This is a genomic window from Faecalibacterium sp. Marseille-P9590 (assembly GCF_017377665.1).
Lineage (GTDB): Bacteria > Bacillota > Clostridia > Oscillospirales > Ruminococcaceae > Faecalibacterium.
In genome coordinates this window covers 1-15,550 of sequence record NZ_JAFREF010000002.1, presented here as the reverse complement: position 1 = coordinate 15,550, position 15,550 = coordinate 1, and the positions used below count along the sequence as shown (strand labels likewise).

The window sequence follows — 15,550 nt, the reverse complement described above, 5'->3', positions numbered from 1 at the left end:
GAAAAGTAAGGCCCTGAGCGCCCTCTTCCAGAGAGTGCGGGCAGGTGTGAGCCGCGCAGATGGCCGGGCCTGAACGAACCCCCGTGAGCTTCCCCCTGAACCCCCGGATGCTGTGGCATTGCGGGCAGTAGGGGCAGACGTGCGCCGCTCGTTATCGCGGCAGTGCTTTCAACGGGGAGAGCGCACAAAGTGACTGGCACGCTGTGCCGGTAATTTAGGTGGCACCACGGATACGGCAGCATTCGTCCTAGCAAAAGGACGTTTGCTGCCGTATTTTTTTATATTTAAGTAAACCTCTCAGTCTCGCTTCGCTCGACAAGGCCGAGTTGCGGCTCCCAGCATCCGCTGCGCATTGCTTGCGTCTCGCTGGCCGCTGCCCCAACAGCGACTCCCTGTTTCCGCCACTGGCGGCGGTCGGTCGCTGTTGCCCCTACCGAGGGGAGCCTCTGGCGAAGAGGGAAAGCTTTACCAGAATGCCAAGGCCTCTCCTCGATAGGAGAGGTGGCACGCCGCAGGCGTGACGGAGAGGTTGGAAAACAACACAAGAGGGGTAAGAAATATGTGCTGTGTGATAGGCTATACCGGGCATGATATGAGTGCCGACAAGTTCAAAGAATACCTGATGCGCACCGTTTCGCGCGGGCCGGACGACCAGCGTGTGGTGGAAGGGCCTTTCGGCCTGATGGGCTTCGGGCGCCTCGCCATCATGGGCCTGACGCCGGAGGGGATGCAGCCCTTCTACCGCGGGGCCGACTGCGTGGTCTGCAACGGCGAACTCTATGGCTTCCGCTTCGAGAAAGAGATTTTGAAGCGCCGGGGCTACAAGTTCACCTCCGACTGCGACTGCGAGATTTTGCTGCCGCTCTACTATGAGTACGGCCTCGATATGTTCCGCCACATGGACGCCGAATTCGCACTCATCCTGTACGATTCCCGCAAAGACCGCCTCATCGCAGCCCGCGACCCCATCGGCATCCGTCCGCTGTTCTACGGCTACTCCAAGTCCAGCCACAAGATCGCATTTGCCTCTGAGATGCAGAACCTCATTGGCTGGTGCGATGACATCCGCCCCTTCCCCATCGGCAGCTACTACTGCGACGGACGCTTTGTCCGCTACGAGGACATCGCCGACGTTCCCGCCCCCATGCAGGACGACATGGACACCATCCTGACCAACATCCGCGAAAAGCTCATTGCAGGCGTGGAGAAGCGTCTGGACGCTGACGCACCCGTGGGCTTCCTGCTGTCGGGCGGCCTCGACTCCTCGCTGGTCTGCTCCATCGCCGCCAAGAAGCCGGGCAAGCCCATCCGCACCTTTGCCATCGGCATGGATACCGACGCCATCGACCTGAAATATGCCCGCCAGACTGCTGAGTATCTGGGCAGCGAGCATCACGAGATCATCATCAACCGGGATATGGTCATCAGCAGCCTTGAAGAGGTCATCCGTCTGCTGGGTACCTGGGATATTACCACCATCCGTGCCAGCATGGGGATGTACCTGCTGTGCAAGGCTATCCACGAGCAGACCGATGTACGCGTGCTGCTGACCGGTGAGATTTCCGACGAGCTGTTTGGCTACAAGTACACCGACTACGCCCCCACCGCAGATGCATTCCAGCAGGAAAGCCAGAAGCGCATCCGCGAGCTGTATATGTACGACGTCCTGCGCGCCGACCGCTGCATCTCCGCCAACAGCATCGAGGCCCGTGTGCCGTTCGGTGATCTGGACTTTGTGCGGTACGTCATGGCCATCGACCCCGAAAAGAAGCTGAACAGCTACGGCAAGGGCAAATACCTGCTGCGCAAGGCGTTCGAGGGCGACTGGCTGCCGCCGGAGATCCTGTGGCGCGAAAAGGCCGCTTTCTCCGACGCTGTAGGCCACAGCATGGTGGACGACATCAAGGAGTACGCCGAGAGCCTCTACACCGACGAGGAATTCCAGCTCCGCCGGGCAAACTACTCCGCCCATTGTATGCCGTTTACCAAGGAGAGCCTGTTCTACCGCGAAATTTTCGAGAAATACTACCACGACCAGAGCCGCACCATCGTGGACTTCTGGATGCCCAACAAGGCATGGCCGGGCTGCAACGTCAACGACCCCTCCGCCCGTGTGCTGGCAAACTACGGCGCTTCGGGCGTGTAATCCTCTGAGACCCGCAGGTTATCTTGCGGAGTTCCACTTTTTGCTCGATATTACGTTCAGAATCGAACATCGCACGCTTTGCGGAGTTCGACTTTCGTGCGAAGTTGGAACATCGCAAATTAACCGAACATCGCAAACCTTGCGGAGTTCCAATTTAAGACGATATTACATCAAATATTTGGAACATCGCAAGATGTTTTACCACAGTAGCGCAGCTGTAAGAGCATAACAAAGCAGGCACGCATTTCCGGCTTTTCCGGGTGCGTGCCTGCTTTTATTTTGATATTGTTTTTCAGCTGCCGGAGACTGCCAGCGCCAGCGCACCCACGAGGACGGCGAAACCGCCAAGGACGCCGAGGGCGATCTTTGCCTCATCGGCCTCGATCTGTTCCTGAATCGCCACCTGCGTGCCGCAGTAGACATTGCAGCAGGCGCTGTGGCCGTCCGGGGTGGTGGCGGTGATCAGGGCCTCCCCATCCCCCACCGCCGTTACCAGACCAAAGGGGTCTACGGTGGCGGCGGCAGGGTTGCTGGTAGTCCAGGTGATGGGTACTGCGTCACCGTTCTCCACGGCTACGGAAGCTCTCAGGGCCGCCGTGCCGCCGATGTTCTCCAGATACAGCCGCTCCTTGTTCAAGGTTACCCGGCCCACGTTGGACACCACCGTTACGTCACACCGCAGGGTGGTGGTGTAGGTGTTGGCCACGATGGTGGTCTTGCCGGGCTTCTGGGCCGTTACGAGGCCGTTGCGGTCCACCGTCGCCACAGCGGGATTGGTGCTGTACCACTGGTACACCCAGTCGTCGGGGGCGGCGCTGGACAGATAGAGCTGATAGACCGGGTTCCGGTCATCGTACTCGATCTCCATGTCCAGCCAGCTCTGGTTCAGGCGGCTCTCTGCCGCCGCAGTATTTTCTTCGTCCAGTATCGCCGTGGGTGCCGCCGCAGCCGCACTCAGAGGGCCGGCCGCAGCGCCGAAGAGCAGTGTCACTGCCAGAGCGGCAGCAAGATGGGCTAAATGCTTTTTCATCTGATGTTCCTCACAGTCTTGCGGGGCGCTGATCGGCGCGGCCCGCAGTCCACCAAAAATCTCTTGCGTTCCGGGACAGAGCGCCGCAGCTCGTTCCCGTTCTTACCTTTTATTATATCATTCCGCCGCTGCGTGAGCAAATAAAAGCTCTTGCGCAGTTTTTGTGCAGATGTTACAATAAGGGCAGCAAGTATTTCGGTCAATAACAGGAGGATTTTATTATGGTAAAGCACATCATTCTCTGGCAGCTCAAGGACGAATATTCCGACGCCGAAAAGGCAGACATCAAGGCCGGCATCAAAGCGGGCCTCGAGGGTCTGGCCGGTCAGATTCCGGGCCTCGTGGAAATCCACGTCAACATCAACGGCCTGCCCTCTTCCAACGCCGATTTGATGCTGGACACCACCTTTGAGTCTGCCGAGGCACTCAAGGGCTACTCCAAGCACCCGGCTCATGTGGCCGTCGCCGACAGCAAGGTGCGGCCCTACTATAAGAGCCGCGTCTGCCTGGATTACGAGGTTTAATATTGACAAACCCACCGATTTTGCGTATATTAGATGTAATAATGTAAATTGGCTGTGAAGAGAAGAGTACGCCTCGTCTGCGCCTGACAGAAAGCCCGAAGGATGGAACCGGGCAGGCCGCGCGGAGCGGAACATGGTCTCTGAGCTGCGCGGGCGAAGCGTTATGTCAGCCTGCGACGGGTGCGCCCGTTACTGCGCTCGCCGGAAGTTCCGGCGCAAGGCCGCGTCTGCAAGGGTGCGGCGAAACAAGGTGGTACCACGGAAGTTATACGCTCTCGTCCTTGTCCGGCACAGCCGGCAGGGCGGGGGCGTTTTTCGCTGTTAGCGCCAAAAGAAAGGAAGAATCGTTTTCATGAGCGAGCACAAGACATTCTACATCACCACACCTATTTATTATCCCAGCGACAAGCTGCACATCGGCCACAGCTACACCACCGTGGCCTGCGACGCACTGGCACGCTTCAAGCGGATGCAGGGCTACGACGTCATGTTCCTGACCGGCACCGACGAGCACGGCCAGAAGATCCAGGACAAGGCCGCCGACGCAGGCGTGACCCCCAAGGAGTACGTGGATAAGATCGTCGCCACCGTCAAAGATCTGTGGAAGCTGATGGACATCAGCTACGACCGCTTCATCCGCACCACCGACGACTACCACATGGAGTCCTGCCAGAAGATCTTCACCAAGCTCTATGAGCAGGGCGACATCTACAAGGGCGAGTACACCGGCCACTACTGCAAGCCCTGCGAGAGCTTCTGGACCGACAGTCAGCTGGTGGACGGCAAATGCCCCGAGTGCGGCCGCGAGGTCTACGATGCCCACGAGGAAGCCTACTTCTTCAAGACCGGCAAGTACGCCGACCGTCTGCTCAAGCTCTACGAGGAGAACCCCCAGTTCATCCAGCCCGAGAGCCGCAAGAACGAGATGATCGCCTTCATCAAGCAGGGCCTGCAGGACACCTGTGTCTCCCGTACCTCCGTCAAGTGGGGCATCCCCGTGCCTTTCGACCCCAAGCACACCATGTACGTCTGGGTCGATGCTCTGAGCAACTATATCTCCGCTCTGGGCTACGGCAACGAGAAGTACGACGAGTACAGCAAGTTCTGGCCTGCTGACCTGCACATGGTGGGCAAGGAGATCCTCCGCTTCCACACCATCCTGTGGCCCGCCATGCTGATGGCTCTGGATCTGCCGCTGCCCAAGCGGGTGTTCGGCCACGGCTGGCTGCTGATGAACGGCGGCAAGATGTCCAAGTCCGTGGGCAATGTCGTTGACCCCGTCATCCTCTGCGACCGCTACGGCGTGGACGCCATCCGCTACTTCCTGCTGCGTGAGATCCCCTTCGGCAACGACGGCACGTTCACCAACGAGGCCCTCATCAACCGCATCAACAGCGACCTTGCAAACGACCTTGGCAACCTGCTGAGCCGCACCGTCGCCATGTGTGAGAAGTACTTCGGCGGCACTGTCCACAAAGTGGCCGGCACCGAGGCCATCGACACCGAGCTGGAGACCATGACTAATGAACTGCTGGGCAAGGTCACGGCAGACATGGACAACCTGACCATCCCGCAGGCTCTGATGGAGATCTTCGCCGTCATCCAGCGCGCCAACAAGTATATCGACGAGACCGCCCCCTGGGCTCTGGCCAAGGATGAGGCCAACAAGGAGCGCCTTGAGAGCGTGCTGTACCACCTGTGCGAGGCTCTGCGCGTGGCCGGCATCCTGCTGAACGCTTACCTGCCCTCCACCGCTCCCAAGATGATGGAGCAGCTGGGTCTGGATGCTTCCGCTATCGACGTGGAGAAGGCCGCTTACGGCGCACAGGAGAGCTACACCGTCCACAAGGGTGAGGCGCTGTTCCCCCGCATCGACGTGGCAAAGGAGATTGCCCACCTGAAGGAAGAGGACGAGAAGCGCAAGGCCGCTGCCGAGGCCGCTAAGAAGGCCAAGGAAGAGGCTGAGAAGAAGGCCGCTGCTCCCGCCGAGGAGAGCAATGTGGACTTCACCCACGAGGCAGAGATCTCCTATGACGACTTCTGCAAGGTGGAGCTGCGCGTGGCCGAGGTCCGCGCCTGCGAGAACCTGAAGGAGAGCAAAAAGCTGCTCCACCTGACCGTCTTTGACGGCGAGCGTGAGCGCTGCATCCTGTCCGGCATCGCCAAGTGGTTCAAGCCGGAAGACCTCATCGGCAAGAAGCTCGGCATCGTCTGCAATCTGGCACCCCGCCCGATGATGAAGGGCAAGTATGTCAGCGAGGGCATGATCTTCGCCGCTGACACTGCCGACGGCGGCTGCTCCATCCCCTTCTACAGCGACGACACCCCCGTGGGCGCGCGCATCCACTGAGCGATGGAGAACAACATGACTCTTTCCCGCGCCGAGAAGCTGGACAAAATTTTTGGCACACCGCTGTTTGCGGTGCTGCTGGCCATCTTCTGCAATGTGCTGTGGGGCTGTGCGTTCCCCTTCATCAAGATGGGCTACCGCCTCTTTGAAATCGATCCGTCCAACACCGCGTCCATCTTCTGCTTTGCCGGTGTAAGGTTCATGCTGGGCAGTCTGCTCGTCCTGCTGGGCAGCACCCTGCTCCAGAGCCGGATGCCCACCTTCCCGAAAGGGAAAGTCTTTGCCGAGTGCTGTGTACTGGGCCTGTGGCAGACCACGACCCAGTACGCCTTCTACTACATCGCCGTGGCGATGCTCACCGGTGCGTTCGGCGGCATCCTGAACAGCACCCAGAGCTTTCTGGGCGTCATCTTTGCCCACTTCATCTACGGCAATGCCGATCGGATGACCCCGGCAAAGACCCTGGGCTGCGCCGTCGGCTTTGCGGGCGTCCTCATCGGCACACTGGGCAACCACGGCGGCGGCAGCGGCTGGGGTGTCTTCTGTATGCTGTTTGCAACGGTGGTCTTCACCCTGTCCGGCCCGTGGAACAAGTCCGTCACCAAAAAGGCAGACAGCTTCGCGGTCTGCTTCCTGAACCTGTTCGTGGGCGGCGCAGCACTCTTCGTGCTGGGTACGGCTCTCGGCGGGCGTCTGGGCAGTGTGACGCCGTTTGGCATTCTGGTGCTGCTGTATCTGGCCTTCATCTGCGGCGCCGGCTATCTGCTCTGGGCCTTGCTGATGAAGAACAACCCCGTCAGCCGCATTGCCATCTTCGGCTTCGTGAACCCGGTGGTCAACGTGCTGCTGAGCGCTGTGCTCAACGGCGAACCGCTATTCCGCTGGCAGTATCTGGCCGCACTGGTGTTCGTCTGCGTCGGCATCTGGCTGGTGAACAAAGCCCCCGCCAAGAAGGAGGGGCAATGACCGGCCCGATTTTCGACACCCACGCCCACTACAGCGCCCGCGCCTTCGATGCTGACCGCTTCGCTCTGCTGGACAGCCTGCCCGAAAAGGGCGTGGTCGGCGTCTGCGAGCAGGCCACCCATTCGGGGGACGCGCCCCGGGTGCTGGAGCTGGCTCACCGCTATCCGTGGGTGTACGCCGCCATCGGCATCCATCCCGAGAGCCTGCTGGCCCCCGAGGACTGCGGCGAGGAAGGCCCTGCCCCCACTGTCTCGGTCTTTGGCGGCGACTGGGCCGCTGAGATGAAAGCCCTTGCCCCCTGCTACGACGACCCGAAAGTGGTCGCTGTGGGCGAGTGCGGGCTGGACTACCACTGGCCTGTGCCGAAGGACGCACAGCTGGCGCTGTTTGAGGCGGAGATCCGCCTTGCGCTTGAGCTGGATAAGCCCATCATCGTCCACGACCGAAACGCCCACGCCGACGTCTACGCCCTGCTGAAAAAGTACCGTCCCAAGGGCGTCGTCCACTGCTATTCCGGCAGTGCGGACGACGCCGTGTGGCTGGCCCGGCAGGGGCTGTATTTCGGCTTTGGCGGCGCCTGTACCTTCAAGGGTGCCAAACGGGCGGCAAAGGCCATTGCGGCTCTGCCTTTGGAGCAGATCGTCCTCGAGACGGACTGTCCCTACATGGCCCCGGAGCCAGTGCGCGGCATCCGCTGCGACAGCTCCCTCATCCGGTACGTCGGCGAGTATGTCGCCAGCGTCAAGGGCATCAGCCCGGAAGAAGTTTTCCGCCAGACGGCGCAGAACGCCAAAGCTGTATACCAACTGTAAGATTCAGGGCATTTTCCTGTTTCTGTATAAATTCGAAATCATATTTTTTCATAAGGAGATTCTATTATGAAAGCTCGTATCCCTTCTCACCGCGAATTCATCATCAACTTCCCCGACAGCGTTGACCAGGCAAAGGCCAACGAGGGCTGGGCAAAGCTGCAGCAGATCGTTGAGGACTACAAGAAGGCCCACAACGGCGCTTCCATCTACGCTCCCACCTTCATCGAGGACTGCGAGCCTGCCGTCAAGAAGCTGCAGGAAGAGTACGGCTTCGAGTACACCGTCGAATACGTGAAGTAATTTTTCCAAAAGATTCAACAAAATGAGAACAGCCGCCGCATGGAGCTTTCCGTGCGGCGGCTGTTTTTGCCCGGCGGGACGCGAGGCGCCGGGCCTTACGAGTTGCGCTTGCCGATTTTTCTGCAACCCCTTGGCGGGGCCTTGAAAAATCGGAGCGCTGCCCCAGCCTCGCCTCCCTGTTTCCGCCGCAGGCGGTGGTCGGCTCCGCTGCTGTTCGAATCCACCCTTGCGGCGCTTTACAAACTTCCAGATAAAACAGAAACTCCAGTGTCATTACAACACTGGAGTTCTTGGTGGAGCGAAGCAACCCAAATCCGAACCATTGCACTCTGGGGCATCTTTGGCGGCAATCTCATCGAAAGTGATGGTTTTTGTGCCGTCTTTGTAGTTGAATGTAATCAAAACTTTTTCATCATAGAGATAAACGGCGTTCACGAAGGTGTTGATGAGCGTTTCCCGGTGGCTTTTCACGTTCGGGTCGAGTTTGCGGAACCGGGTCAGCCAGAACCGAACTTGATTTTCGCTCAACCGTGGCCGAGCGATTTTTTCTTCGGCAATCCGAACTTCAAGCTCTTTCTGCTGGGCTTCCAGCTTTTCCAGCCGCAATTTGGTGGAGTTGGTCAGCACACCCGCCTGGATAGCGTTAAGCATATTCTCAATGCCGTTCTCCACCTCGCGCATCTGCTTTTCCAGTAAGGGGAGCGTGGTGTTTTCCTGATCCTGCAACTCCATGACTTCTGCAACGATGGCATCAATCACGGCATCGTCCTGAATCAGCTTCATGGTTTCAGCCACGACCAAATCTTCCAGCCACTCTTTACGGACGGTCTTTTTCTTGCAGGTCTTGAAACGCTTCGCGGTGGCGCACTTATAATAATGATGAACGACCTTGTTTCTACCCGTACCGCACTCGCCGAACATCATCGCGCCGCACATTCCACAGAACAGCTTGGTGGTGAGCAGATAATCATCCTCGGCCTTGTGGCGGGCAGGAGCACGGCTGTTCTTTTTGATTTTCAGCTGCACTTCCTCAAACAAATCCTTGTCCACGATGGCCGGGATGCTGTCGGGCATCACAATGTCCTTGAAGTGGTTTTCTCCGATGTACCGCTTATTCGTCAGCAGCGTCTGAACACTGTTGTAGGTAAACTTCTGATTACGGTTGGTGGTCACGCCACTGTCGTTCAGCCAGTTCATCAGTTCTTTCATAGTTGCGCCATCGTTGTACCGCTGAAAGGCTTCTACCACAAAGGGAGCTTTCAGCGGATCGACTTGAAAGAACTTCTCCTCATCCACCTTAAAACCAATGGGAATCGTGCCGCCGTTGTACTTTCCCTTCAGAACATTCTCGGTCATGCCGCGCACAACTTTTTCAGAAAGTTCTGCCGAGTAGTATTCAGCCATGCCGGTGAGCATACTCTTGACCATGATACCCGCAGGGCTGTCCGAAATGGGCTCCGTGGCAGATACCAGCTTGACATGATTGCGCTCCAACTGGTACTCATAATGTGCAGAATCGTAGCGGTTTCGGGCAAAGCGGTCAAGTTTCCAGACCAGCACAATGTCAAATAACCGTTTCTCGCTGTCCTTGATCATCTGCTGGAAGTCCGGGCGGTTATCGGTTTTGGCGGAAAGGGCACGGTCAATGTAGTGTTTGACCACAGTGATGCCGTTCTTTTCGGCGTAGCCGTACATTCACGAATCTGGCCTTCGATGGATTCTTCGCGCTGGTTGTCGCTGGAATAGCGGGCGTAAATTACGGCGGTCATGCAAACACCCCTTTCACTTCATTCTCCGCAGGCGGCGCACAAGGTCGGATGCACTGTACAGCACACGAGCCACTGACACCGCATCCTCGCCCACGATGTAGAATACCGAGTAGTTGTCCACCAGCATCTGCCGCAGCCCTTGGGTGCGCTCCGGCTCGCTCTCTACCAGCGCACAGCGTTCCGGCAGGATGTTCAGCGACTGGATGGCTTCTGCAATGCGGTTGTATTGCCCCATAGCCGTGTCAGGCTCCAGCAGACGGTCCGCAATGTAGCCGTAGATCTGCTCCATGTCGCTGAGGGCTGCATGGGAAATTTTCACGTCATACTGCTTCATCTGTGCTGTTCCCTGAACTGTGCGAATGCGCTTGCAGCATCCACGGTATCACCGTTCTGAATCTCCTTGATGCCTACCTGCAAGGCTGCATGAAGCTGGTCATCGGTCATAGTGTCAGCGTTCAGCGCAGCCGGAGCCTTCGGCAGGGACAGCGAGAACGGAATGCCGCCAGTCAGGGTGATCTGGCGCAGGTACATATCAATGGCGGTCGCCATCGGGATACCGAGCTGCTTCAGCACATCTTCGGCTTGCTGCTTGACGGTAGGGTTCACACGAAGATTGAGTGTCATCGTTTTTTCCATGGTTATCACCTCAAGTTTATTGTAACGTATTTTGCGTTGCAAGTCAATCGAGTGCGAAGTCGCTATTGAAATTCTCTGTATTGCACAATACATTCGTCATTAAATTGTTTAAAGCGCAGAATATTCATTCGTTAGAATAAATCTTTGGAGTACGCCCAGTTTGTGCTGGGTGGTGAGATTGAGCATTATCTCTCACTCAGCTGTGACCATAGCAGATTTAGAAGATTGACCTTTAATTAGAATATACAGATAAAACCGACAGCCATCTACTTGCGACTTGCAAATAGATGGCTGTCTATTATTAACTACGCATTTTAACAATGATTTTTCTTTTCAACAAGCATTCCGATAATAAACGAAAGTAGGAAAACGAGTAGCCAAATCAAAACTCCGTAGTGTGCCTTGAGTTGCCATACTTTTCCTATATACATATCCGGCGTGATTTTTGTGGCGTTTATTTTAATAATGAAATCGCCCAACACTTGTCCAATCAAAATTCCTGCCCAGTTTCCAGCCGTTGTGATAAGAGCCGCTTTATACATTTCCAGAAAACAGAAAGTAACGGATGCAACCCATACACACAAATAATAATGGGCTGCTGTCCATTCAAACAAGTAGATTTCATGAAACACTGTTTGAGAGAGAAGATAGCACACCACATATGCTAAAAATACGATCAGCAAAAATCCGAGACAAGTTTCCTTTTTTGATGCTGTGTTCTTCATACGGCTTTTGAATCCTATTCCAATGTGTACCGCCATCTTTGTGTTTCATTATAAAATAGCTTGACTGTTTACTTCGATACTATTTCGACAGTTGGCATCTTGCCTTCCAATCCAAGTTCATCATCTTCTGCAACTCTATAACTGGTAACATTTATTGAATACATATAATCTGAAATATCTGGATTTTCTTCATCGTCGGGAAGTTCAACTTCAAAAGTCTCAAACTCAAACACATAAGACGTTCCTTCAATAAGTTCGCCTGTCAAGTCCTTCTGGAAATGAAGCAAAAAAGGCCTGTCTTGAAAGAAGTGAACAACGGCGATTGTTTTTCCCGGAAGCGCATAGTAATCGGGCAAGAGTTGCTCAACTGTGGCCATAAAAGAACCCGAAAACTGTGCAAAATGCTTTTTGCTTTCGGCTATTTGCTGTTTCCCGTCATTATACCCTGCCTCGTAGCCAGTGGCATAGCCTTCTTCGTATTCCGCATTGTGCGCATCTGAACTTTGAGCATTATTTCCACAGCCAACCAATGTAAGTACTAGCATAAGGCCAAGAACTATTGTAGCCATCTTTTTCATACTGTTTCCTCCTTCCATGTTTTTCTTCGCCTTTATCGGACTTTTCCACAGTTTTTGCAAAATCGTTCGGAAGAATCATTTAATGTTCCACAGTCCGGGCAGTACCACCTACCATCTGGCATCGGTTCAACAGGCGAAGGCGTTTGGTGCGCCTTTGCCGGAGTTTGATTGGATGGTGCAGTAAACAACGGCGCAATATTCACATCTCTGCGTCCAACGCCAGCAAGGCTTCTAAAATCCCACGACTTAACTTCTTGTGCCAGCGTCCGTTTTGGTTCAATATACTGACCACACCGCTGGCAATATCGAACACCCAGCTTGTTTTCATAGCCGCAATTTTTACAAGTCATCAAAACTCCCTCCTTGCTTTTTGTTTATATAACGAAATTTAAGCCTGATTTATTTCGTTTGTTTACAAAATTTTCCAAAATCGTATAGATGCACATAAACTTCCTGAAAATTTGTAGCACAATCGCAATCTTCTTTTAAATAAACACGCTATAAGGATAAACTTTTTGTTTTACCTCGATTGAAAGCCATCTTTAGCTTTCTGGTTTGAGAACTGTACTTCGGGCCGGATTCTTTGGGTCTACTAAAATTTTTATTGGTGCCCCTTTCGGAATACATGGATTGAACCAAAACCACTGCGACTTTCCATTATAGGTTTCACCTTTAACTTTATACTGATAATGTACCACATATGGATAGATTACATCTTCATCGGCAAGGTGGTAGGTACTCATATGAAATTTTATATGTACCCGTTTTGTTGCTGTAACCTTTCCGATGATTCTTGTTCCATTTTTCAAAAGTTCTGCCTTTTTATAGTCGGAAATAATCGCCAATCCGATAATTATACCTGCTACAATCCATGCTAATATCGCAGCCACCCAAATACCAGACTTACACGCTCCAACCGATATAATTGCCGCCACGAACATTCCGACATATGCCAGTGTATGAATAAGATCTTTTGAAAAAAACATTTTATCTCGTGTAATTTTCATAAAACGGCATCCTCCTCAAATCCTACAGTCGGTAATCAGCAGCTTCGTGAAATCAACGTTCCTTAGATACTTAGATTTAATCCTATTTTGTTTCATCCGTCTACAAAATTCCTCAAAATCGTATAGCTGCACATAAATTTCCAGAAAACTTGTAGCACAATCACGATTTTTCTTTTCACTCAGATAAACCACCACGGCAATTCCAGCCACAGGTTATCCATAGCCTGTTCCTCGGTCTTTTGGGCGCGGCCTTTTGTCAGGTGGAAATATATCGCCGTACCAATCAAAGGATGTTCCTCACCATCGGTGAAGCCATAGCGGTACAGCAGGTAAGTCTGCTCCCGTTGGGTCAGCCGTTTCAGGCCATCGTACAGTTCCCGGCGCGATTCCTGCTCTTCCATAATACTCTGCGGCTGCATGGCGTAGGGGTCGGCTATGGCTTCAATGCGCCGCAGTTGTTCCTCTCCCGGCAGAACATCGTCCAGCGAAACGCGCTGGTAGCAGACGCCGTCCTTGTCCTCCGTTACCATCCGCTGCTCAAAAGCGGCAAAGGCATCCCGTACCATGTCCATCATGGCGTTGCGGATGGCAGGAGCCGCATAGGTCAGGAACTTCATGCCGCGCGCTGCATCGAACTTCGGCACAGCTTTCCATAAGCCCAGATTGCCCGCCTGTTTCAAATCGTCCGTATCAAGGTTCAGGCCAGCCTGTGCCAAATTCATGCTGCGAAAAAGGTCATTTGCCACCTTGCCAATAAAGGACTTGTTGTTTTCGATCAGGCTGTCCAGTGCGGTGGCGTCCCCTTTATGTGCCAGCGCACAAAGCCGTTCATTCGTCTGCTTCATGGGCGTTTTCCTGCTCTGCGGCAGACTGCAAGATTCCCAACAGACCGCTTCGCAGCTGTTCCAGTGCTTCCGGCGTGGCTCCTTCCATACCCGAAACGCTGTCCAACATTGCATCCGTCAACTGCTCTGCCGTAATCGTTGGGTGCTGCACATCCTGCCCTTTGGTCAATTCAGTGAACATCTTCTCTGCCACTTTCTTGCTCATGGCTTCCTGTTCGGCGTAATGGCTCCCGATGCCCTTTTTAATTTCTTTGACCGCTGCCATGAAATACATCTCAATGTCATCAAGGTCGCCTTGATACACCGGCTTTCTCCGAAGGCTGATGTCCTTTGCGGCTTTGGCTGCTTCCGGGGTCTTGACCTTTGTGCGCAGCAGGGTGCTCAATGTCGTGAGCATGGCATTCTGTGCTGCGATGCCGGAAGCAAAGGTATCATCAAAATACTGCGATATGCGGTAAGTAAGCTCTGCGAAGCGAGCGTTTTCCAGCAGCAGGTTGACCACCTCTGTATTGACACGTCCTGTGTAGAGGTTCTTTGCAGCTTCTACGGACAAGCCTAACTCGGCAATGTCGTAGTTCTTGCGGTCGGGAATGTTGGTTTCTCCCAGCAGAAAATCCGTGGACACGTTGAACAGCCTTGCAATCCTCAGCACCTGCTCATGGGTCAGGGTTCCTTTTGCGCCACTGATAAAGCGGCTGATGGTACTCTTGGAGCAGCCGATTTCCTTGGCAAGCTCCGGTTGGCTGATATTGTGCTCTTTCATCAAGTCCGCAAGACGGACGTTGGACGGTGCGGGCAGATATTCCTGTGCCATGTGGTCGGCCCTCCTTTTTGAGCTTTTTCCTCATTATAATACGCTCTGCCGTTTTGTTCAATATACGGTTTCCCCTCTGCCCTTGCTGTTGCAAATCTGCAACCAGTAAGGGCTTTTTTCTTTTTCCGTTGCAGTTCTGCCGCTTTTTCGCCTTTCCTGCAAAATTTTCCGTATATTCAGGCAGGAAGCAAAAAACACCAGAGTTCCCACGCTAGGGACTCTGGTGCAACGCACGAAACAAAGGAGAAATGCCCTTGAGCCTGTATCAAACTGTCAAGTCCGCCATCACCGTTCGGCAGGTGGGAGAGATGTACGGCATGGAGCCCGACCGCCATGGCATGGTATGCTGTCCGTTCCACTCCAACAACCACCCCAGTATGATGCTGAACGAATCCTACTATTACTGTTTCGCTTGCGGAGCCAACGGCGATGCCATCGACCTCACCGCCAAGCTGTTTGACCTGACCCCCCGGCAAGCCGCCGAGAAGCTGATAAATGACTTCGGGCTTGACCCGGACAAGCCGCCCGCCAATGCCATCGCCCTGCCGCCGCCCAAGCGCGGCCTGACGGACGAGCAGTGGGCAGACATCGCCTACTGTCTGCGGGTGCTGACCGATTATCTCGACCTGCTGCACGACTGGCGAGAGCGCTACAAGCCTGCCACCCCGGAGGAACCGCATGACCCACGGTTTGAAGAAGCCCTCCACATGACCGAGACCATCGAGCACCTGACGGACTGCGTTGCATTTGGGACGCCCCAGCAGAAGGCCGCTGCCGCCGCACAGCTGCTGTCCGGGTCGTACCTGCTGATGCTGGAGGAGCGCACCGACCGCCTTGCTCTGGCAAAGTGCGCCTAATAATTTATTCACCTGAAGTGGTAGGTCTCACCGTGAGACCTACCACTTCACTTTCCTAAAGGAGAACCACCACATGAAGAAAAACATTTCCCGCAACCCTTTATGGCCGGACTGGTACAACGGTAAGAAGATTGATGAAGTCCAGTTTGGCCGTGCCTTTCTGGAACAGTGGCCGCTGAAATGCGTCAACG

General features: G+C 54.6%; 16 protein-coding genes, 2 pseudogenes and 2 other annotated features (1 of these 20 cut by a window edge). Of the genes and pseudogenes, 8 read left to right on the top strand and 10 right to left on the bottom strand.

Annotated features, from left to right (window positions below; translation table 11 throughout):
- Nucleotides 1–253 (top strand) — a binding site (T-box leader); it begins 17 nt to the left of the window's first position.
- Nucleotides 254–559: 306 nt separating this feature from the next.
- Nucleotides 560–2,146 carry an asparagine synthase B gene (asnB, locus tag J3349_RS02710; RefSeq protein WP_207676389.1) on the top strand — a complete coding sequence of 529 codons (1,587 nt, stop codon included), beginning with the start codon at nt 560–562 and terminating at the stop codon, nt 2,144–2,146.
- A 292-nt stretch (nt 2,147–2,438) separates the two neighbouring features.
- Here the strand turns inward: asnB and J3349_RS02705 are convergent, their stop codons facing one another.
- The gene (locus J3349_RS02705; RefSeq protein ID WP_207676388.1) at nt 2,439–3,176 is read right to left on the bottom strand and encodes an Ig-like domain-containing protein; all 738 of its coding nucleotides are present in this window, start codon (nt 3,174–3,176) and stop codon (nt 2,439–2,441) included.
- A gap of 221 nt (nt 3,177–3,397) precedes the next feature.
- Between J3349_RS02705 and J3349_RS02700 the strand changes: the two genes are divergently transcribed.
- The 5 genes from J3349_RS02700 to J3349_RS02680 all read left to right on the top strand — a co-directional run bounded on the left by J3349_RS02700 (nt 3,398) and on the right by J3349_RS02680 (nt 8,128).
- Complete coding sequence (locus J3349_RS02700) at nt 3,398–3,700, top strand: Dabb family protein (RefSeq protein ID WP_207676387.1); 303 nt, start codon at nt 3,398–3,400, stop codon at nt 3,698–3,700.
- Between the two features lie 45 nt (nt 3,701–3,745).
- Nucleotides 3,746–3,986, top strand: a binding site (T-box leader).
- A 66-nt stretch (nt 3,987–4,052) separates the two neighbouring features.
- Nucleotides 4,053–6,050 carry a methionine--tRNA ligase gene (gene metG / locus J3349_RS02695; RefSeq protein WP_158396461.1) on the top strand — a complete coding sequence of 666 codons (1,998 nt, stop codon included), beginning with the start codon at nt 4,053–4,055 and terminating at the stop codon, nt 6,048–6,050.
- A gap of 3 nt (nt 6,051–6,053) precedes the next feature.
- Nucleotides 6,054–7,016 (top strand): DMT family transporter, encoded by a 963-nt coding sequence (locus J3349_RS02690; protein WP_207676386.1) that lies wholly within the window; start codon nt 6,054–6,056, stop codon nt 7,014–7,016.
- Nucleotides 7,013–7,828: a TatD family hydrolase gene (locus J3349_RS02685; RefSeq protein WP_207676385.1), complete on the top strand. Its 816-nt coding sequence runs from the start codon at nt 7,013–7,015 to the stop codon at nt 7,826–7,828. The genes J3349_RS02690 and J3349_RS02685 overlap by 4 nt, the downstream gene beginning before the upstream one ends.
- A 66-nt stretch (nt 7,829–7,894) precedes the next feature.
- Entirely contained in the window at nt 7,895–8,128 is a 234-nt protein-coding gene (locus tag J3349_RS02680) for a methylenetetrahydrofolate dehydrogenase (protein ID WP_158396456.1), read from the top strand.
- Nucleotides 8,129–8,223: 95 nt separating this feature from the next.
- Here J3349_RS02680 and J3349_RS02675 read toward each other — a convergent pair.
- From J3349_RS02675 to J3349_RS02665, 3 genes and pseudogenes are all read right to left on the bottom strand, one after another.
- Nucleotides 8,224–9,897 (bottom strand): annotated as a pseudogene (locus J3349_RS02675) (recombinase family protein).
- A gap of 13 nt (nt 9,898–9,910) precedes the next feature.
- On the bottom strand, nt 9,911–10,231 hold the full coding sequence (locus tag J3349_RS02670; RefSeq protein WP_117553375.1) for a type II toxin-antitoxin system RelE/ParE family toxin: 321 nt from the start codon (nt 10,229–10,231) through the stop codon (nt 9,911–9,913).
- A complete protein-coding gene (locus J3349_RS02665; protein WP_035393314.1) occupies nt 10,228–10,533 on the bottom strand; it encodes a type II toxin-antitoxin system RelB/DinJ family antitoxin in 306 nt (101 codons plus the stop codon). Before J3349_RS02665 ends, J3349_RS02670 begins: the two co-directional genes overlap by 4 nt.
- Nucleotides 10,534–10,653: 120 nt before the next feature.
- Between J3349_RS02665 and J3349_RS14015 the strand changes: the two are divergent.
- Nucleotides 10,654–10,773, top strand: a pseudogene (locus J3349_RS14015) (DUF6061 family protein); the annotation flags it as partial.
- Nucleotides 10,774–10,847: 74 nt separating this feature from the next.
- On the opposite strand, the gene J3349_RS02660 reads toward J3349_RS14015, so the two are convergent.
- The 6 genes from J3349_RS02660 to J3349_RS02635 form a co-directional block, all read right to left on the bottom strand.
- Nucleotides 10,848–11,216, bottom strand: coding sequence for a hypothetical protein (locus tag J3349_RS02660; protein WP_242699484.1), 369 nt, complete (start codon nt 11,214–11,216; stop codon nt 10,848–10,850).
- 110 nt (nt 11,217–11,326) lie between these two features.
- The gene (locus J3349_RS02655; RefSeq protein ID WP_097783550.1) at nt 11,327–11,836 is read right to left on the bottom strand and encodes a hypothetical protein; all 510 of its coding nucleotides are present in this window, start codon (nt 11,834–11,836) and stop codon (nt 11,327–11,329) included.
- Nucleotides 11,837–12,035: 199 nt separating this feature from the next.
- Nucleotides 12,036–12,164 carry a hypothetical protein gene (locus J3349_RS14155; RefSeq protein ID WP_278251787.1) on the bottom strand — a complete coding sequence of 43 codons (129 nt, stop codon included), beginning with the start codon at nt 12,162–12,164 and terminating at the stop codon, nt 12,036–12,038.
- A gap of 214 nt (nt 12,165–12,378) precedes the next feature.
- Complete coding sequence (locus J3349_RS02645; RefSeq protein WP_005929423.1) at nt 12,379–12,843, bottom strand: DUF3592 domain-containing protein; 465 nt, start codon at nt 12,841–12,843, stop codon at nt 12,379–12,381.
- A gap of 179 nt (nt 12,844–13,022) precedes the next feature.
- Entirely contained in the window at nt 13,023–13,688 is a 666-nt protein-coding gene (locus J3349_RS02640) for a sigma-70 family RNA polymerase sigma factor (protein ID WP_207676383.1), read from the bottom strand.
- Complete coding sequence (locus tag J3349_RS02635; RefSeq protein ID WP_207676382.1) at nt 13,672–14,502, bottom strand: helix-turn-helix transcriptional regulator; 831 nt, start codon at nt 14,500–14,502, stop codon at nt 13,672–13,674. The genes J3349_RS02640 and J3349_RS02635 overlap by 17 nt, the downstream gene beginning before the upstream one ends.
- A gap of 248 nt (nt 14,503–14,750) precedes the next feature.
- Between J3349_RS02635 and J3349_RS02630 the strand changes: the two genes are divergently transcribed.
- Nucleotides 14,751–15,359: a CHC2 zinc finger domain-containing protein gene (locus tag J3349_RS02630; protein ID WP_207676381.1), complete on the top strand. Its 609-nt coding sequence runs from the start codon at nt 14,751–14,753 to the stop codon at nt 15,357–15,359.
- Nucleotides 15,360–15,550 lie beyond the last annotated feature (191 nt).